Here is a 19,704-nt window from a genome sequence, read left to right on the forward strand (position 1 = left end):
TTACAAACTCTCCTCTACTTCTTCCCGTGTTGGCATCCCGCCCTGTGCACCAAACTTTGTAACCGATAGTGATGCCGCACGATTGGCAAATCGAATACTTTCTTCAAAGCCTTTTCCCTCTGCAAGGGCAACAGCAAAGGCAGCGTTAAAGGTATCTCCTGCACCTGTTGTATCAACAGCCTCAACCGGATACGAAGGAACAAGGACCTCCGTTTTGCCATTATGGAAGCGGACACCGTTTTTTCCTTCAGTGATAAATACTTTGTTTGGATATTCAAGTAACGCATCATGCAAATCTTTATGGTCAAAAAGGACTGATGCTTCATGTTCATTCGGTGTAATATAGGCTGCCTTTTCGATGACTTCCTTGCGAATTGGCCGTGCCGGCGCTGGGTTTAATAATAGTCGCACCCCGAATTCATGGCATTTTTCGCTGACGTATTCCACTGTTTCTTCAGGGATTTCCTGCTGAATAAGGACAATATCAGATTCGCGGATGACATCCAGGGCCTTTTTGACAAATCCTGGTGTTACATAATCATTTGCACCCTTTACCACAATGATGCTGTTATCACCTTCTGCTAGGGTAATATGAGCAGTTCCGCTCTCCACACCTGTAACCGGTTCCACATAAGTCGTAACCACTTGATTCTTTTTAAAATTTTCAAGGATGGCTTTTCCGAATGCATCGTCCCCGATACACCCTACCATATATACCTTCGCACCTAATCTGGCAGCGGCAACAGCCTGGTTGGCTCCTTTGCCGCCAGGAACCGTTTTAAACGATTCTCCCATAATCGTTTCACCTTTACTCGGTCTTTTGGGGGCGGTAACTACTAAATCCATCGATGAACTTCCGATTACCGTTATTTTAGCCATTGTCCTCAACCTTTCTAGTCGTTTGCCTGTCAATAAAGGTAACGGGCAATTGAATATTTTTTTGCTCAATGAGCTCATTATTAATAATTGCAATTAATAGTTTTGCTGCTTCTTTTCCCATATCATACGCCGGCTGCCGAATCGTCGACAACGGCGGGAACAGCAAGCTGCTAAGCGGGATATCATCATAGCCGATGATTTGCAGCTCATCTGGAATGGAAATGCCTCTTCTTAATGCCTCATGCAAAATAGCTGCAGCACCAAGGTCATTGCCGGCAATCACTCCATCTGTTTCAGGAAATTTATCAAATAGTTCCTGCGCTGTTTTTTCAGCATCATCAAAAGTAAACGATGCAGTGGTCATAACATTAAAATTTACATTGGAATGGCAAAGCTCATCGATCGCCCCTTTAAATCGATCCTGGGCTGTCTTCAATTCCATAGGTCCTTTAAGCAGAGTAATCCGCTTACTCCCCCTTTTAACGATTTCTTGTGCCGCCATTTTTCCACCGGCCAATCCATCTGCATAAACAGAGGGATGTTGTCTGGAAGTCCGGTCAAGAAATACGACTGGGAAGCCAAGACTCTCATAGTAGCTTGTTTCAGTTTGATTGGTTGCTGAGATGAGACCGATTACATTATTTTGTTTAAATGTATGGATATAATCAAGTTCTTTTGCTGGGTTCTCATCCGCATTTCCAATGATCAACCGAAAACCGTGCTCCTGCATCGTGTCTTCAACCCCACGAGCTAACTCAGGAAAAAATGGATTTCGAATATCCGGAAGCAATAAACCAATTAACCTTGATTTTTTTTTATATAATGACCTTGCCACTTCATTTGGCTTATAATTTAACTCCTGAATCGCTTTATTGATTAGTTTCCTAGTATCTTCATGAACATATCCTTTATCATTTAAAGCTCTGGAAACTGTTGCTACAGATACTCCAGCTTTTTTGGCAACATCTCGTATTGTAGCCATTTAGTTTCACCTCTTATGTGTAACCGATTACACATAAAGATTAACATATCATATTTTATAATGCAACAAGAATAATGTCGAAATGTCTCGATTTTTTGTTCGGCATATTTATATTATTAGTCCTATCATCATCACCGTTTTTTCTATAAAACAAACTTGATTAGTGCAACTTGCGACCAAAAGACTCTATATGGCAACAGGTCGCCGCGACCGTATTGTTGAACCCTTGCCCCCATTAGCATAAGTACATATCCTCCCATACTTTATGCTATAATTTGGAGGGAAAATAAAGACAGAGGTGACCATTCTTGGCAATTCATGTTGTATTATATCAACCAGAAATTCCGTCTAATACGGCAAATATAGCACGTACTTGTGCTGCAACGGGTACAGCACTGCATTTAATCCGGCCACTTGGTTTTTCAACAGATGAAAAAATGATAAAACAAGCAGGTTTAGATTTCTGGCAGTCTGTAAACATAACGTATTATGACTCATTGGATGACTTTTTTTCAAAAAATCAAGGTGAGTTTTACTATATTGAAACGTTTGGTGAAAAAGCACATTCATCCTTTGATTTCAGTGATGTTTCAAAGGAACATTATTTTATGTTTGGAAAAGAAACAACGGGTTTACCAAAAGATTTACTAAGAACACATAAAGATCACTTTTTGAGAATACCAATGAATGACCATGTTCGTTCACTGAACCTCTCGAATACAGCTGCGATATTGGTGTATGAGGCTTTGCGCCAGCAGGGATTTCCCAAGTTAAAATAAAATCTTCCGTCTTGGAAGATTTTTTTAAAAAACTATAAGATTAAAAGAGGTTCGGATATGGGAAGATACAAAATCGGTTATCGCACGCTAAAGACAGCCATTGGCACGGCAGCAGCGATCATCATAGCTCAATTTTTCGGCTTGAATTTTTTTGCTTCTGCCGGCATTATAACGATTTTATGTATACAGAACTCCAAGAAAAAATCCCTCAAAACTGCGTATGCCCGTTTTGTTGCTTGTATTCTCGGCATCGGCTTCTCCTTTATCTTCTTTGAAGGAATCGCCTACCATCCTCTGGTCATTGGATTATTACTTTTGCTCTTCATACCGGTTACTGTTCTTTTCAAAGTCTCGGAAGGTGTGGTAACGAGCTCCGTCATCATTCTACATATCTACTCAGGGCACCAAATAACGGCGGGAATCGTTCTAAACGAGGTCTCTCTTATTGTGATTGGCATTGGAACTGCCCTTCTGGTCAACTTGTATATGCCCAGCCTAGATTCTAAGCTAAAGCAGTATCAAGTAGATATTGAGAAAAACTTCCGCAAAATCTTTGAGGAAATGGTTTCCTATTTACGAACAAATGAAAGCCGTTGGATGGGGAATGAAATTACGGAGACGGCCGGCTTGCTGGAAGAAGCTAAAAGTTTGGCGTTTAGGAATGTAGAAAATCATTTTTTACGTTCAGAAAATTACTTTTATCATTATTTTCAAATACGTGAAAAACAATTTGAAATTATTGAGCGGGTTTTACCAATCGTGACATCCATTGAGCCGTTAGTCCAACAAAGGTATATGATTGCAGATTTTCTTGAAGTAGTAAGCAGTTCCATTCACCCAGGGAACACGGCACAGCAGTTGTTAATTCGCTTATATGAATTACAAGACCAATTTAAGAATGAACCTCTCCCGGAAACCAGGGAGGAATTTGAGGCCAGGGCTCAATTATTCCAATTGATAAAAGAGATGGAGCAGTATCTATTGATAAAGAAAGCTTTAAAAGTGGAATCGAAAGGAATTTCCAATCCTTCTTTTTGATTCCGAAAGTGCCAATGCTAGTTCCTTTTGGTTACGAGGAACGCAAGTGATTTCACTTGCGTTTTTTGATGTAAAATTATTACCTGAATCCTTGTACCTGAATTTCTAGTCAATAGATAATATTATTATCCTTTTTTACTTTATATTCCACTTGAACGCTTTTTATAGCCCCTTGTTTGTCTATAATCAATTGAAAAGTTAATTTCTTTTTTTGATATTGATATGATTGCCTGATAGGGTCTCTATCTATTAATTTGAATCCCATATCCTCTAAAAGGTTTTGAGCTTTAGTTATATTTTGATTTGGTTTAATCCCTAATATGTCATATTTCGGATTTGTAATTTTTATATCTTTTACATATTGTTTGGTCTCTGAAAGCCGAGCGAATATACCCAAATTCTTATAGTACATATCAGGTCCACATCCCATACAATAAGAGACTTCACTATCCTCTTCTCCAAACAACTCAATAACTTCCTTTTCTTTCATAAATAATTCTAATCCGTTTACATTTATCTTATTTGTCAGATATAGATAATCATATTGCTTTCCTACAACTCCAGCAATAACCACAACTAATAAAAAAAAGTGACAATATAAATTTTCTTCCTCAATTCCCCACCCCCATTACCGAAAAATTCCACCTATTTTCACTTTAAATTTTAAGACGCTATAAAGGACAAAAAGTTACGCTGACTACAATAATAAACACTGATGTCTTTATCTTTATAAGCTGAAAATATGCAAGAAATGAGTAGAGACTTGCATATTTTCGACGCAATTGATCGTCAAAAACTTGTATTAAGTTGCTATTTTTGTAAAGGCTAACATATCTGAATCATTTTAATAAACTTTCTATTCAACAAAAGACAAAATTTAGAATAAAATATGTTACTATTTGACAAGGTTATATTATGCATTTTTTACAATAATGAGGGGGAAACAGTGGTAGGTAATTTGGATAAATGGTTTGTTAATTATATTTTTTATCGTTATGGTTTTTTTGGATTTTTATCATTAAGCATTATAATCTGCCTTGTTTTTCCTCAAAATGATAATTTTTTTGTGTTTTATAATATTACTGTAATTTTTTTAGGTATTGGTTTTTATAATAGACCAATATTTTTAGTTTTTTTTACGGGATTGGTGAGTTTTTGTAGGTTTTATTTTGTTCCGCGACAAGAAGAAAGCTTATTTTTCATTCATTTAGTAAGTTATCTTTTTATAACGTTTATTTCATCGGCTATGATGTTGTATGTTCAAAGAGTTAAAAAAAAGAGCTTAGATTTAACCACCTCCCTTGCGAAAGCCTTGGATTCAAGAGATGCATATACCTTTGACCATTCTGAAAATGTAGCGGAATACGCTGTGCGAATCGCTGAAAAAATGAATCTGTCTAAGGACTTATGTAATCACATTCGCACAGGAGGATTATTACACGATATTGGGAAGATTGGCATCCCTGAAAACATCTTGACGAAGCATGATAAATTAACAACGGATGAATATAAGATTATTAAGCAGCACCCGAAAATTGGATACGAAATCCTAAAACATGTTGACCGTTTTAAGCAAGATGGTATTTTAGACATTGTTTTATATCATCATGAAAGATATGACGGTAAGGGCTATCCAGCAGGTTTAAAGGGCAGTGAAATTCCACTGGGTGCTCGAATCGTTGCTGTTGCTGATACATTTGATGCCATGACTTCCAGGCGCGTATATAGAGAGGAATTAGATTTGGAACACACTCTTAATGTAATTCGTCAAAATAAAGGGACGCAATTCGACCCCGATGTTGCCGATGCGTTTCTTAGCCTATATAAGAATCAAGATTCTGATTCAAAGAGTAATCTTATACCAAAAATAAATCCAGTAGAATCAAAGTAAAGAGTGGGTTGAATAATTACATTGTCAACTAACGAAATATAAGAATAACCGGGCAAAAATGCCCGGTCCTTTTTGTTTAGAAATATACTTGCTTTTTTCTTTCCTTTTTTCGAGGATTCGTTTCACTAAGGAAGATTTATTTGCCACGAAACGCCGAAACGGTCATTTACCCAACCAAACTTTTTACTGAACCCATAATTGTTTTAAGGCATAAGTGCTTGTCCACCTTCAAGGAGTTTCTCATAAAGAAAGTCAAGTTCTTCTTCAGTATTACAAGTAAGAAAGATTGAGAAAGAAGGTGTAAAAGAGAATTGATGTTTGACAAAACTGTCAATACACATAAATTCTTGGCCTTTCAAGGTAAAAGTAGCCTGCATGACGGTGCCTTCTGGACCAGCTTCATTAGCCCCGTATCTAACAATGCTTGTAATTTGAGAATCCTCAATGATAGATGTATAAAAATTCATCGCTTCTTCTGCGTTGCCTTCTTGAAACATTAAAAACGGTGTTGCCTTTTCCATTTTTATCCACCCCCTAATTATATGTACTAGATTATATTATAGTTGATTTTATTATTGAACTAAAGCATCGAGATTGGTTTAATAGCAAATCAAAAACAATATTTAATGAGGACAGTTTTATTTTTTTTAAAAAATAAAACCGCCCTCGTTAAAAACCATTTTTTGTTGTCGTCCCTATTTAATAAATTCCTTTACGGCTTCGATTACTTCATTTGTAGTTCTCATTTGCAAGGCTTTTTCTGCTAAGTTTTTCATTTCTGCTTTAGAAAGACGAAGAATTTGGGAACGTGCTTTCAGGATCGATGTTGCACTCATGGAGAACTCATCGAGTCCAAGGCCTAAGAGAAGTGGAATGGCTGTTTCGTCCCCTGCCATTTCACCGCACATACCTGCCCATTTACCTTCAGCATGAGCAGCATCGATGACCATTTTAACCAATCTTAAGATGGACGGACTGTAAGGTTGATAGAGATAGGAAACACGTTGGTTCATACGATCAGCAGCCATTGTATATTGAATTAAATCATTTGTACCAATGCTGAAAAAATCCACTTCCTTAGCAAACTGATCAGCCAAAACAGCAGTAGATGGAATTTCTACCATGATGCCAAGCTCGATTTTTTCCGCTACCTGCTGGCCTTCAGCCAAAAGCTTTTGCTTCTCTTCTCCTAGAAGTGCCTTTGCCGACCGGAACTCATCAAGTGTAGCAATCATCGGAAACATGATTTTTAAATTTCCATAAATGCTTGCTCGAAGCAAGGCTCGAAGCTGTGTTCGGAACATATCCTGCATTTCTAAGCATAAGCGAATCGCCCTAAATCCAAGGAACGGATTCATTTCTTTTGGCAGTTCTAAATACGGCAGTTCTTTATCGCCGCCGATATCAAGGGTGCGAATCACGACAGGCTTTCCTTCCATTCCCTCTAATACAGTTTTAAACGCAGCAAATTGCTCCTCTTCTGTTGGAAGCTGAGTGCGACCCATATATAAAAACTCCGTTCGGTATAAGCCGACGCCTTCGCCTCCATTTTCGAGAACTCCGGTAAGATCCTCAGGTTTTCCGATATTGGCAGCGAGTTCAACATGCTCGCCATCTTTTGTGATGGTCGGCTCGTTGACCAGCTTGGCCCACTCTGCCTTTTGTGCTTCGTAAGCGGCCTTTTTCCCGTTATATTCTTTGATGACCTCTTCAGTTGGATTGACAATTACCTTTCCATCTAATCCATCAAGAATAACAACATCGCCATTTTTAATGTCTTCCATGACCGTTTTGGTTCCAACAACAGCTGGAATTTCCATAGATCGAGCCATTATAGCCGAATGAGAAGTGCGTCCGCCGATATTGGTTGTAAATCCTTTAACAAACTGACGGTTTAATTGAGCAGTATCAGAAGGTGTTAAATCCTCTGCAATCATAATAACTTCTTCAGAAATCAAGCTTGGGTTAGGGATTGTTACCCCTAAAAGATGGGACAATATCCGCTTAGCCACGTCGCGAATGTCGGCAGCCCGCTCCTTCATATATTCGTTATCTAATGCTTCAAACATCGACACAAACATGTTGACCACTTCTTGTAATGCATACTCTGCATTAACGTGTTCATTTTGTATTTTATCTTTGATTTGAGTAATAAGTTCCGGGTCATTTAGAACAAGCAAGTGGGCTTCAAAAATTTCGGCCTTATCGTCGCCGAGATTCAAAGAGGTATGCTCTTTGATTTTCTTAAGCTCTCCCTTAGATATCTCAAGCGCCTGTTCAAGGCGATTTATTTCGAGATTAACATCTGTAACCGCGTTTTTCTCCACTTTCAAGTCAGGATTTTCTAAGCGGAAGGCTGTTGCAATCACAATCCCGCTTGATGCTGCAATGCCTGAAATCTCTTTTGTAAAAACTTCTTCCGTAATCATTATACGAGACCTCCACTTTTTAGAGTATCTTCTAATAAACTAAGTGCTTCATTTTCATCAGAACCTTCAGCCGATACCTTGATTGTTGCACCTTTTGGAATACCTAAAGACATAACACCCATAATTGATTTTAGGTTTACTGATTTGCCGTTGTATTCTAATGTAATCTCAGCATTAAATTTGCTTGCTGCTGATACTAGTATTGTTGCTGGGCGTGCATGGATCCCTGTTTCATCTATAATTGTGAACGTTTTGCTTACCATAATAAAATCAAGCTCCTCTAGTTTTAAATTATTCTTTAGCTTAGTTCCTAGTAACGACAGTTCAGTCAATTGTGGAGTTTTGGCTAAAGAATGATGTGATGTCGTCAATCGACTCTAATTCTTTTAACATTTCAAGGTTTTTCGTTTCATTGAGCAGTTCTGTCAATTGTGACAGCGCTTTAAGATGGGTCGTATTATCAGTTGCTGCAATGCAGAACAGCAATCGAACTGGAAAATCATTGTTGTTTAAAAAGTAAACCGGTTTTTCAAGCTTTAATAAACTTATCCCAATCCGATTAACTCCCTTTTCCGGACGAGCATGCGGGATTGCTACCTCCGGACCAATGACGACATATGGACCTAATGTATCAATATTTTCAATCATCGCATCAACATAGGATGTTTCAATTGTCCCGTTGATCAGAAGAGGATTTGCCGCTGCTTTTATTGCCTCTTTCCAATCAAAAACCTCTTCCATTACCTGGATCGTTTCTGATTGCAATAAATCTTCTAATGACGGCTGTTTCCCTTTATAAACATTTTCTTTTTTATAAAATATGAAGCGACTTAATTCCTTTTTTAAGCCTTCTTCATCGTAAATTGTAGTGAACTTTCCAATGGTTTGAATTAGTTCTTTCAAGGAAATATCGTGATATTGAGTGCCAAACAGCAGGTGATAAACTTCCTTGACTAAATTATGCTTTTCATTTGGTGTCATAATTGGCTTCACATAAAAACAAGGTAGTTTTGTCTCTAGCTTTACTGTCGAAAAAACTAAATCATAATGGTCAAATTGTCCTTCCTGAAATTCTCGCAATGATAAGGTTTTTTCAACTACAATCTCTGAGAAAAGTGATTCCAGCTGGTGTTTCACCATTAATGACGAACTAATCCCGCTTGGACAAACCACGATGGCTTTCTTCTTTTCCGGCATCTCCTGTTTTGGTCTTTCTAACAAAGCTCCAAAGTGGATTGTGATAAACCCTATTTCCTCCTCAGGGATGGTGATTTTCAATAATGTTCCAATCGGATGCAGTATTTCCTTTACAAGCATGTATAGCTCTTTATGCACATTCTTAATTTGATGAAGCAGTGGATTCTCAACGGGAATCCGATACTTCATACGAAAAAAGGCAGGCTTAAAATGCTGGTATAACGTATGGACCACTTCATCCTTTTTTTCAAAAACTATGCAGGCCTTGGTCTCAAAATCAAAGACAAGCTGTTCGCAAAGTTTAAATAATAAATCCTGTTCACGCTTGGGTGGAGAACTTTTCCTAAAAGATAAACCAAGAAATTGGACCGTTAAGAAACATAACTCTGATTCCTCATTCTCGAGATGGAGAAGTTGACTTAACGTTAAAGCCACTTTATGCATCGGATCTTTTTTTAATAGAGCAACTTCATCCACGTGAAATTGGACAAACTTTTTTTTCTGCAGCCGGTAATAATAAAAAATCAAAAAATTGGCTAATTGATGTAAACGTTCTTCTACAAAATTAAGAGAAAACTGCTTTTCAATTTGTTTAAGAATGGTTAAAACTTCTCGAAAACCAATTTTTTTAGTTTCTTCCTTTAATAGATAATCCAACAGTTCTTCAAAGTAAGGGACCTGGATCAGGCGGGATATGTAGTGCATGGCAAGAGCTCTTTTATCGAACTCTGTTCCAACCAGATGATAGCCATGCTTTCGCGAATAGCGGATTTCCACCAAGAAAGAGCCATTTATTTTATTTGCCTTTTTTATATCGGAAATCACCGTGTTCTTACTGACTTGTAAAAGCTGCGTTAAATGAAAGGATGAAATGGTATCATTTCGCATAAATACATAAAGGTAGATAACCGCCAAGCGTTCTTCTTCGGAAAAAACAAAATTCCGCTCATGATGATTTATTTCCTGATCGCGAAAATATTCCACTACAGCATCAGGCACTACAATATAATGAACACCTTTGAATTGGATGATAGGGAGGTCTTTCTCCTTTAGCCATTGATTCACTTTATCCAAATCATAGGATATTTGACGTTTCGTTAATTGCGTTGCATCCATAATCTGAGTCATATTGACACTCTTCACTTTTAAAAGATAATCCAATAAAAGCGACGGACGTTTATCAATCATCATTGGCTTGCCCTCCTATTAACATCATAATATCAACCGCTTTCATTTGGTTAACCGATTGGGAACAAATGATGTACGGATCAACTTACAAAATTGCGCTGAACTTCAATTAAGACAAATACTTATTTTAATATGGACAATTCAAACAATAATATGAACTGCAGCAAAAGAGGCACACCGTTGTCGGCATGCCCCTTATATGGTGCTAGCAATACTAGTTATTCATTATTTTTTTAATTTCTCTTGTCCGTTTTTTAAATCCAGGACATCTAATTGCAAATTCTTTTGGCCAACTTCTAAATTCTCCAGGCGGCCATTAATTTTTTGTAATTCATTGAGGATTAGTTTAAAGTTCTGTTCCATTTTAACTCCCCCAGTTAATTTGTTAATTCACTGCCACCCCAAAAACCGAACATACTTTCTTGTGTTTATTATAACAAAAAAGTAGAATTTCTGTCATGTGGAAATAAACATCAATAGCCGATAGTCAGTAAAACTAAGTGCCAGGAACTTGGAATGCTTCTTTAGCATAGCTGGACACACATGCCCGGCTTTTTCGATTCCTCATGAGTTTTTTCGCAAACAACTTCATCGGCATATGATAAAGTAACGATTATTTAAAAAGGACAGGAGGAGTTGGAATGGATGAAGAGAGCAAGGAGAAAAAAAGTAAATCCCTCTGGCGAACGTTATTGGCAGCACCGCTTTTATTTTTTCTCCCCCCGCTTAGCATCGGCTTGTATCTAACCCACCCCTTCCCTGCAAAAACTACGAAAAGCCCGAAGGATTACGGAATGGTTTTCGAGGAAATCGAATTTCACAGCAGAAAAGATAAAGTTAAGCTGGCTGGTGGATTCCTTCAGCTTCAAAGCAAAGCAAAAAAACAGTCATTACTGCACACGGTTATATGAATGAACGTTCCATGGAAGGGATTGGGGGACTCAAGCTTGCTAGAGTTCTTTCGGAACAAGGATATAATGTGTTAATGTTTGATTTTCGAAATGCCGGTAAATCGAAAGGAAGAACTAACGGGGTTAGGATTCTTTGAAAATCACGATTTATATGCAGCCATTGATTATGCCATTCAGAAAAAAAATCAGAAACACATCGCTCTTCTTGGCTGGAGTATGGGTGCTTCCACTGCACTTATTGCCGGATGCGAACATCCTGCAGTGTCTGCCATTATTGCCGATAAGTATACCATTTTAAAACAAAAATCGGAACATTTGGTTTTATTTAGTGAAAACCAAGGTTATAAGTTACTTTATATTTATTAAAGGCTGTGGAACCACTAACATTGGATGTTCCCTTTTGCTTCTATGCTACCGATCCGATGACTTTATCATGCAATCGGTCGTATATAAAGGTTATATGTTACCGAACCGGCATTTTTATCAAGCGTTCAGTCGCATATAAAGGCTATTTGGAATGAACTCCATTCTTTTTACGCCCTTGCGCAGGCTTTCTCATTCGCAGAATCTCTAAAAACCCGTCGGCAAATTAGTTGCCGGCGGGTTTCCCCTTAAATCCTTTCAATTCACAACAATCTTAATGTGAGTAAAGCGGTAATTCTCCTCTTGTTCCATGAATTTCTTCGCGTCTTTTCTTAGTTGCTTTCGAATCTACTTTTCTGCCTATAAGAACTACACCGTAATCCCGATAAGCTGTTTCTCTCGACACAATTCCATCAAGAACATCCTCTAGAACTTGCTCCTCGGGGCGCTCTAATGGGTCCCCATAGCCGCCTGATGACGGAACTAAAATCAAGACAGATTCCCCTGCTCCAAAACGGTAACCATTTAGTTTGGACGTTAGAAATTCCGGGTTTTCACTGTCAGGATTTTTAATTAAGTTTGCCGGTGTCCCTGGCAGCCCGCCTTTATATCCCCACGGACGAACTGTGTGCTTATCCCCTTCCATCGTCATAAAACCGTCAGTTATAAATCGATTCCACCGGACAATGCCGAGTCCTCCGCGGTAACGACCCGCACCGCCTGTATCCTCCCGTAATTCATATTGTTCACATACCATTGGGATATGCATATCAAGATCTTCAATGGGGTTATTCATTGTATTCCATGAACTGAAGTCTACGGCATCTAGTCCATCTTTTCCAGGACGTCCTCCATAGGAACCTTCATTCACTTCAATGTACACCCAATATTCATTGTTTTCATCCAACCCAGCATAAGAAGCAAATTGGATATTGGCAGAGCTGCCCGCACAGGTTTGTTTTGGTGCTACCGGAGCAAGCGCCTTAATGATTAAGTCTGCTACCGTATTTACCTGATTTGCACGGCTGAATGTTGCTGCTGGTTTAATCGGATTAAAGATACATCCTTTTCGTGCTTTAATGGTGATTGGACGGAATGCTCCTTCATTTACCGGCACATCGTCGATCACATCCGTATCCATAAAGATGGAGCGCAATACACTATGAGTACTTACGCATAAAGCACCAGAGTATGCTGAGTTAAACGCCGTGGAGACTTGATCGCTGGACTTGGAAACATCTACTTCTAGCTCTTCTCCCTTAATGGTTACCTGTACGTGAACTGGCAGACGCTTATCCAAATGCCGGCCGTCATCATCCAGCCATGATTCTGCCTCGTAAACGCCATCAGGGATTTTGGCAATCTGACTCCTCATAATGCGTTCTGTATAGTTCATCAATTCCTCATTCGCCAAAAGGACTGTCTCTTTACCGTATTTGTCCATCAATTCAATATAACGGCGAGCCCCTAAGCGGCAGGCAGCAACCTGCGCTTCCAAATCCCCAATTACCTGGAAGGGGGTGCGGACATTCTGACGAATGACTTCAAATAATGTTTCATTTCGAACTCCTTTGTCATATAGCTTAACCCCATTTAAAATTAAACCTTCTGCAAAAACATCGGGAACATCCACCATTAGACCAGGCTGAGCACCGCCCATATCTAAGTGGTGTGCGGTTGCCCCCGAATAACCGACAAGCTCCCCTTGGTAGAAAATAGGCTGGCACAAGGCAACATCCGGAGAATGGGATGCGCCCGCATATGGATCGTTATTCCAAATAATATCTCCGGGATGCTGATTATCGCCAATTACTGCCTGAAATCCACGGATATATCCAGGTAAACAACCTAGCTGCATGGGTGTGGAATCTGCCTCAGCCAACGTATTGCCGGCAGCATCGAAGATCCCTGCGCCAAGATCTTCCGACTCACGAATCAGGGATGAATATGCCATCCGGTACATGACGTGTGCCATCTCCTTGGCAATCGTTTTTAAAGCCCCTCCAATGACTTGCACGGTTACAGGATCAATTTTAGTTTTCGTCAGACTATTATTTGGTGTAGATAACATCTTAAACCCCCACTTTCGCAAATAGTTTTTCAACCAATTTCGCTGGACCGCCTTCAATTACCTTATGGGCTACAAATAATGTTCCGTTTTCGGATACAGCAGCCTGCCATTTTGGCGGTACCGTGGTCGTTGAGTCACGCTGCACGATAATCGCAGGGCCCTCGACTACGTCATTAGCCAATAATTTGCTCCGATCATATCGCGGCGTTGAAACCTTTCTGATTTCACCATCTACTTCAAAAATCGAATCGCGAACGTACATTAATGCCTCATTCGGATTGAGACGCTCACCGCTTGCAATCTTAGGCAGACGTAATGAAGGTGTTTTTCCTGTTGCAACTATACGAAGTGTAATTAATTCAACAATATTATTTGGGAAATGATGATCATATTCTTCCTCATGAGCAGCATGGAAATTTTGAACGATTTCCTTCATGGATTCCTGGGTAACAGGGCCATCCGGAATGGCTGCACGTAATTCAAACCCTTGACCTGCATAGCGGCATTCCGCAATCCGTTCAATTTCAATATTCTCAGGATCTACGCCATCCTGGATTAATTGGGCTTTTGCCGTATTGGTCAGTTCCTCTAGAGCCGCATTAATGGAATCGATCATTTCATCATCCGCTCTATCAAAACGGGTAATTAATGATTTAATATAGTCATATTTAATGTCACCAACCAATAAACCTGTTGCTGCTGTTATTCCAGGGTAGTTAGGGACAATAACCAAATTAGTACCGATTGTTTCTGCAAGATCGACAATATGAAGCGGGCCTGCACCACCGGCGCCAAATAATGCATATTCACGCGGGTCAATTCCTTTACTTACGGATTTAGCACGGATACACAGAGCCATATTATTATTGATGATTTTTAAAATACCTAGCGCAGCTTCCTCTACAGACATATTAAGCTGCGAAGCAATTTTTTCTTCAACGGCTTTATAGCTCAGCTCAGAATGCAATTTTAAATCCCCGCCAAGAAATTGCTCTGGGTCAAGCCTGCCAAGAACGACATTCGCATCAGTTACACATGGATTTTCTCCTCCCTGTCCATAACAAGCTGGACCAGGTGTGGAACCGGCACTTTTCGGACCGACTCTAAATGCTCCGCCGGCATCGATATGGGCAATGGAGCCTCCACCCGCACCGATTGTCTCAACGTCAATCATCGGAACAAGGACCGGATAGCCATTTACTTCACAATCCCTTGGGTTAATAATTTTCGGCGTATTATTTGGGATAACGGAAATATCTGCAGAGGTCCCGCCAATATCAACACTGATGATATTTTCAATGCCTTCCAATTCACCAAACCATGCGGTCGCCAATACAGCGCCGGACGGTCCGGATTTTAACAATGTAACTGGCTTATCCACTGCCATCTCGCTTGTTGCCATACCGCCTGAAGATTGCATAATATGCAGCTCGCCTTTCACTCCGGCATCATCAAGGGCATTGACAAGATGATCGATATAGTTATTAACCCTTGGTGCCACATAGGCATTCATGGCTGCCGTGCTAAATCTTTCGTATTCCCGCATTTGCGGAGCAATTTCACTGGATGTAAAACATAAAACCTCTGGCCACATTTCCTTGACAATTTCCTTCGCTCTATTTTCATGGGCATCGTTTAGGAAGGAAAATAGGAAGGAAACAACGACAACATCTACATTAGCTTCTTTCAGTTGGCTTACAGCCTGCCGTACTTCTTCCTCATTTAAAGGAACCTTAACTTTTCCATCTGGTGCTGCTAGTTTTTCTGTGATGGGGAGACGATTTCTGCGCAATACAAGGGGGTGGGCCTGCCAAGGAAGATCTTGTTGAATGGAGAAATTCTGTGCTTTTTTATGACGGGCAATGTGTAAAATATCACGATAATTTTTTGTTGTCAGCATTCCAACTACAGCGCCATTTCGCTCAATTGTAATGTTAGTGGCAACCGTAGTGCCATGGAGTACATAATCTACCTCTGAAACCGGTACTCCTGCTTTTTCACACAGTTCTTTAATTCCCCTGATAACCCCTTTGGACTGATCATCGAGTGTACTAGGTACTTTGTGGACATGGATTTCATTGTTAAGTTGGTCAACCAATATTAGGTCGGTGAATGTACCGCCTACATCTACACCAATTCGAATCATATTTCACGGCTCCTTTTCAAATAAATAGTTATTGTCATTTACCTCCTCCCCAATGAGGGAGAAAATCGTTTCACCTATTGTCGTTGAAAAAAATTGTAAATTCTTCGATGGTGTCAAAGGCTTTGTGGTAAAAAAAGCTTCATCACTCCCTTCAAGGGCAAAGTGGTTTCTTAACAGGAAAGGATTCCCCGAAATGCTCAGTGTTAGTAGACTGAATATTCTGATATGATTCTACAGAATCCTTCCTTTTCTTCAACCCTATTCAGCTATTATTCTGCGACTTCCTCTAGTTCGTCCATTATTTCTACTTCTCTTTGATCCACAAGGTCTTTTGACACAACTGGAGGATGTATGCGCATCAAGCCGATATACGAGACAAATGATATCGTGACCCCTAAAAACCAGGAAATCTCATATAAAGCTTTTAGTGATGGGACAAAGGCACCGATTAAAGCAATGACTCCGCTAACCAACGTTGCAGCAAATGCGCGGTAATTATATCCCTTATAATACCTGTACTCACCGTTTAACGTATAAATATCAGCAACCGACAGTTTACGTTTGCGAATAATATAGTAATCGGCAATCATAACCCCAGCTATTGGACCAAGTGCACCGCCAATCAAATTAAGCATGGTAAAAATTGTTTCTGCGTTTTCTATTAATTTCCACGGAACGGTGAATAATGCTGCCAGCATGGTGAGGTAAAAGCCCCGTTTAAAGGTAATATATTTTGGAAATAGGTTAGCTAAATCATAAGCTGGTGAAACTAAGTTTGCAATAACATTTACCGTTATTGTAGCAACTGCTAGAATAATAGCCGCAATCGCAATGACGATTGGACGATCAAACTGCTGCAGAAGGACAATGATATCCCCAATCGGCTTACCGAAGACGATGGTGGAAGCAGCTGTTGCCGTTACCGTAACAAACGTAAATATCGTAAAAGTGACCGGAAGTCCATATAATTGGCCTTTAATCTGATCTTTCTGTGATCTTGCAAATCTAGTGAAATCTGGGATGTTGAGAATTAGGGTGGACCAAATTCCAATAATCCCTGCTACCGCGGCAATAAATGGAAATAGTGCAGACCCAAAGGTTTCATATTTTCCCGGTTGAGAGAAAATTACCTTTAATCCTCCGGAGGAGTCAATCGCCCACCAAAGAATTCCGATTAATACAATATAAACAATTGGACCGGCATAAGCCTGAAATTTCTTAAGTGACTCCATCCCGCGTTTTAAAATAAGGAAGTGAATTCCCCAAAAGATCAGGAAGGATAACAAGCCAGGAAGGTTAATCCCGATAAATGACCAATCTCCTCCAAGTTTAGCCCAGCCCGGCCAAAGAAGTGTAAATGCTATATTAAATGCGGCACTCCCTGAATAGGCTTGAATTCCTAACCATACGATCGCCACGATTCCTCGCAGCAAGGCTGGAACGTTTGCACCCAATACCCCAAAAGAGGTTCTTGCAAGAACGGGAAAGGGAATTCCATATTTTGACCCGGCATGCCCATTTAGAGCAAGGGCGCCGTAAAGTATGAGGGAAGCGAGCAAAACAATTCCAATGACTTGCAATGGTGAAAATCCAAGAACAACTAATCCTCCAATTGCCGCATATGTTGGGATGTTATTGATCACTCCCATCCACATTGAGGCAAAGTTCTGCGTTTTCCAAGTCCGTTCTTCCTTTGGGACCGGCAGTAAATCATCGTTACTAAGCGAATTGTTAACCTCTTCCACCTGTTTAGGCTCTATAATGGCCATTTACCAAACCCCTTTAAATTGGTTTTTTTGAATGAATTTACTATTTTTCGCTATTCCATATCCAACAAGAATAAGTATTGCCTTTCTACTTACATGTTCATCTCCTCTTTACCCTGTCATCTATGTTTTTATACCTAACATATTTTTTTGAACATTCGTCAAATCGAGTTAGGTTAACTTACATAGATTTTTTCGGATCATTTGAATCTTTTCATTTGACACTATTATCCGACTTATACATAGATTAGGAGATTTATGGAATTAGTTTTTTCATTCTGCTAATTGTTTAGGAGTTATAAATGAATGGAAGAATTGTTGTTAGCGTTTACAAAATACGGTCGTATATCACATTTCCATCCATCTGATGCGTAAATTTCTTTAACAACAAATGGTGCAAAACCTGTTTCCTGGAATCCTAAATTCCATTTCTTCTTCATAAAGCTTTCTCAAATTACACAACCTATCTTTTTTTGCCAAAAAACATGTTCGCTAATTGCCGGATATTTTCCTGCCTTTTTGCTTATTTCATTAAACTTGTTACTTCTTTCCTATTTACGGAAGATAAACAGAAGATAATTAAACTACTTTATTAAGATCAGAATCATCTTTATCAACATTATCATCATTTAAATCATCTAACATTTTAGCTTTTGTTTCTGTTCCTAAAATGAACGTAGATACCATTCCAATTAATAAAACGCCAGTTGTCATTAAGAATACGCCGATAAATCCGAAGATTGGATACATGTACCCAATATAAATCGGTGCTAGCAATCCTCCAATTCTTCCAAATGCGGAAGCAGAACCTGTACCTGTTGACCGAATGATAGTAGGATATTGTTCAGGTGTATACGTATACATTCCTGCCATTGAACCTACCATAAACAGTGATGTGAAGAAACCTGAGATAAGGATCGTTGATGAAGTATGGGCTTGGCTTAAACAAAAAGCTGAAATGGCCGCTAATCCTAAATAAGTACAAATGAGCTTTTTCCGGCCTAGCACATCATTTAAATAGGCAGCGGAAAAATATCCGGGAATTTGAGCAACGTAGATGAGAATCGAAAACAAGAATGATTTAGAAATTTCAAAACCCTGTTTATATAGTAACGTTGGCAGCCATGTAAAGAAACCGTAATAGGAAAAGATAACCGAGAACCATAGAATATAGATCATAATAGTTCTTTTCACATATTTTTTGTTCCAGAGGGTAAAGAAGCTTCCTTTGGTCACTTGGGGCGGAGCTATTTCGGCGGGCTCCGGAAGTTTCCCTGTATATTTCTCGACGCCTTGTTCTAATTTTCTCATTTCTTGCTCAGCTTGTTCCAATCTGCCGCTAGATTCCAGCCATCTAGGAGATTCAGGCAGCGCCCTTCTCCAGTAAAGAACTAAAAAGATTGGCAATGCTGTTATAATTAGGGCAATCCGCCAGCCATTTTCTGAGGCTGGAACAACAATATAACCAATAATGGCAGCCGCTACATAACCAAATGAGTGAAACCCAGTCAATGCCCCTATATATTTTCCACGATATTTACTTGCTATTAATTCGGCTAAATAGGGAGCAATGATAGCGCTTTCACCTCCGGTCCCAATGATAGCGCTTTCACCTCCGGTCCCAATACCTGCAATGACACGCATCCAAAAGAAATGTTCCCATGCTCCTGAAAATGCACTAACTAAGGTTGCTAGGGAATAAATGATCAGTGTCCACATAATAATCTTTTTTCTGCCTATTTTATCACCCAGCCAGCCGGAGAAAAACGCTCCAAACAGGTAACCAATCAAAACAGAACTTCCTAGTAACCCTGCTTGTTCTGAAGATAAACTCCATAAACCAATAATGGAAGGCAATACGAACGCAACCATTGCGATATCCATGGAATCAAATGTATTACCTATTCCCGTTTTTACCAATAAACCCTTGTTGTATTTGTTATCTGGAATTCTTTCAATTCTAGCTCCGATATTGGCCATAGTCGTCCTCCCCTTAGCTTATCTATCTATTACTGAAAAATTTACACCTACTAGATTTGTTCTCTTATTACGAAATTTTTAGGA

The 19,704-nt window shown here is 39.4% G+C and carries 16 protein-coding genes and 1 pseudogene; 5 read left to right on the forward strand and 12 right to left on the reverse strand.

Going from position 1 to position 19,704, the window contains the following annotated elements:
• Both rbsK and ACFPA1_RS08030 read right to left on the reverse strand, forming a co-directional pair.
• Positions 1-879, reverse strand: a complete 879-nt coding sequence (gene rbsK, locus ACFPA1_RS08025; protein WP_378581970.1) for a ribokinase — start codon at positions 877-879, stop codon at positions 1-3.
• Positions 872-1,861, reverse strand: a complete 990-nt coding sequence (locus ACFPA1_RS08030; protein ID WP_213145919.1) for a LacI family DNA-binding transcriptional regulator — start codon at positions 1,859-1,861, stop codon at positions 872-874. The genes rbsK and ACFPA1_RS08030 overlap by 8 nt, the downstream gene beginning before the upstream one ends.
• A gap of 308 nt (positions 1,862-2,169) precedes the next feature.
• Between ACFPA1_RS08030 and trmL the strand changes: the two genes are divergently transcribed.
• Both trmL and ACFPA1_RS08040 read left to right on the forward strand, forming a co-directional pair.
• Complete coding sequence (trmL, locus tag ACFPA1_RS08035; protein WP_378581971.1) at positions 2,170-2,640, forward strand: tRNA (uridine(34)/cytosine(34)/5-carboxymethylaminomethyluridine(34)-2'-O)-methyltransferase TrmL; 471 nt, start codon at positions 2,170-2,172, stop codon at positions 2,638-2,640.
• A 57-nt stretch (positions 2,641-2,697) separates the two neighbouring features.
• Complete coding sequence (locus tag ACFPA1_RS08040) at positions 2,698-3,678, forward strand: aromatic acid exporter family protein (RefSeq protein ID WP_378581972.1); 981 nt, start codon at positions 2,698-2,700, stop codon at positions 3,676-3,678.
• Between the two features lie 109 nt (positions 3,679-3,787).
• On the opposite strand, the gene ACFPA1_RS08045 is transcribed toward ACFPA1_RS08040, so the two are convergent.
• Positions 3,788-4,168 carry a hypothetical protein gene (locus tag ACFPA1_RS08045; RefSeq protein WP_378581973.1) on the reverse strand — a complete coding sequence of 127 codons (381 nt, stop codon included), beginning with the start codon at positions 4,166-4,168 and terminating at the stop codon, positions 3,788-3,790.
• Between the two features lie 456 nt (positions 4,169-4,624).
• Here ACFPA1_RS08045 and ACFPA1_RS08050 point away from each other — a divergent pair, with 456 nt between their 5' ends.
• Entirely contained in the window at positions 4,625-5,569 is a 945-nt protein-coding gene (locus ACFPA1_RS08050) for an HD-GYP domain-containing protein (RefSeq protein WP_378581974.1), read from the forward strand.
• A gap of 125 nt (positions 5,570-5,694) precedes the next feature.
• On the opposite strand, the pseudogene ACFPA1_RS08055 reads toward ACFPA1_RS08050, so the two are convergent.
• The 5 genes and pseudogenes from ACFPA1_RS08055 to ACFPA1_RS08075 form a co-directional block, all read right to left on the reverse strand.
• A pseudogene (locus ACFPA1_RS08055) lies at positions 5,695-6,090 on the reverse strand (VOC family protein).
• Between the two features lie 174 nt (positions 6,091-6,264).
• The gene (gene ptsP / locus ACFPA1_RS08060; protein WP_378581975.1) at positions 6,265-7,998 is read right to left on the reverse strand and encodes a phosphoenolpyruvate--protein phosphotransferase; all 1,734 of its coding nucleotides are present in this window, start codon (positions 7,996-7,998) and stop codon (positions 6,265-6,267) included.
• Positions 7,998-8,261, reverse strand: coding sequence for a phosphocarrier protein HPr (locus ACFPA1_RS08065; RefSeq protein WP_378581976.1), 264 nt, complete (start codon positions 8,259-8,261; stop codon positions 7,998-8,000). Before ACFPA1_RS08065 ends, ptsP begins: the two co-directional genes overlap by 1 nt.
• Before the next feature lie 61 nt (positions 8,262-8,322).
• Positions 8,323-10,386: a BglG family transcription antiterminator gene (locus ACFPA1_RS08070; RefSeq protein ID WP_378581977.1), complete on the reverse strand. Its 2,064-nt coding sequence runs from the start codon at positions 10,384-10,386 to the stop codon at positions 8,323-8,325.
• A 222-nt stretch (positions 10,387-10,608) separates the two neighbouring features.
• On the reverse strand, positions 10,609-10,746 hold the full coding sequence (locus tag ACFPA1_RS08075) for a hypothetical protein (RefSeq protein ID WP_213145910.1): 138 nt from the start codon (positions 10,744-10,746) through the stop codon (positions 10,609-10,611).
• 278 nt (positions 10,747-11,024) lie between these two features.
• Here ACFPA1_RS08075 and ACFPA1_RS08080 point away from each other — a divergent pair, with 278 nt between their 5' ends.
• On the forward strand, positions 11,025-11,294 hold the full coding sequence (locus ACFPA1_RS08080) for a hypothetical protein (protein WP_378581978.1): 270 nt from the start codon (positions 11,025-11,027) through the stop codon (positions 11,292-11,294).
• A gap of 78 nt (positions 11,295-11,372) precedes the next feature.
• On the forward strand, positions 11,373-11,660 hold the full coding sequence (locus tag ACFPA1_RS08085) for an alpha/beta fold hydrolase (RefSeq protein WP_378581979.1): 288 nt from the start codon (positions 11,373-11,375) through the stop codon (positions 11,658-11,660).
• 271 nt (positions 11,661-11,931) lie between these two features.
• Here the strand turns inward: ACFPA1_RS08085 and ACFPA1_RS08090 are convergent, their stop codons facing one another.
• The 4 genes from ACFPA1_RS08090 to ACFPA1_RS08105 all read right to left on the reverse strand — a co-directional run bounded on the left by ACFPA1_RS08090 (position 11,932) and on the right by ACFPA1_RS08105 (position 19,620).
• Positions 11,932-13,728, reverse strand: coding sequence for a hydantoinase B/oxoprolinase family protein (locus ACFPA1_RS08090; RefSeq protein ID WP_378581980.1), 1,797 nt, complete (start codon positions 13,726-13,728; stop codon positions 11,932-11,934).
• A gap of 1 nt (position 13,729) precedes the next feature.
• Positions 13,730-15,874 carry a hydantoinase/oxoprolinase family protein gene (locus ACFPA1_RS08095; RefSeq protein ID WP_378581981.1) on the reverse strand — a complete coding sequence of 715 codons (2,145 nt, stop codon included), beginning with the start codon at positions 15,872-15,874 and terminating at the stop codon, positions 13,730-13,732.
• Between the two features lie 269 nt (positions 15,875-16,143).
• The gene (locus ACFPA1_RS08100) at positions 16,144-17,643 is read right to left on the reverse strand and encodes an NCS1 family nucleobase:cation symporter-1 (protein ID WP_378581982.1); all 1,500 of its coding nucleotides are present in this window, start codon (positions 17,641-17,643) and stop codon (positions 16,144-16,146) included.
• Positions 17,644-18,219: 576 nt separating this feature from the next.
• Positions 18,220-19,620 (reverse strand): MFS transporter, encoded by a 1,401-nt coding sequence (locus ACFPA1_RS08105; protein ID WP_378581983.1) that lies wholly within the window; start codon positions 19,618-19,620, stop codon positions 18,220-18,222.
• Positions 19,621-19,704 lie beyond the last annotated feature (84 nt).

Source organism: Neobacillus sp. GCM10023253 (genome assembly GCF_042653105.1).
Lineage (GTDB): Bacteria > Bacillota > Bacilli > Bacillales > Cytobacillaceae > Neobacillus > Neobacillus citreus.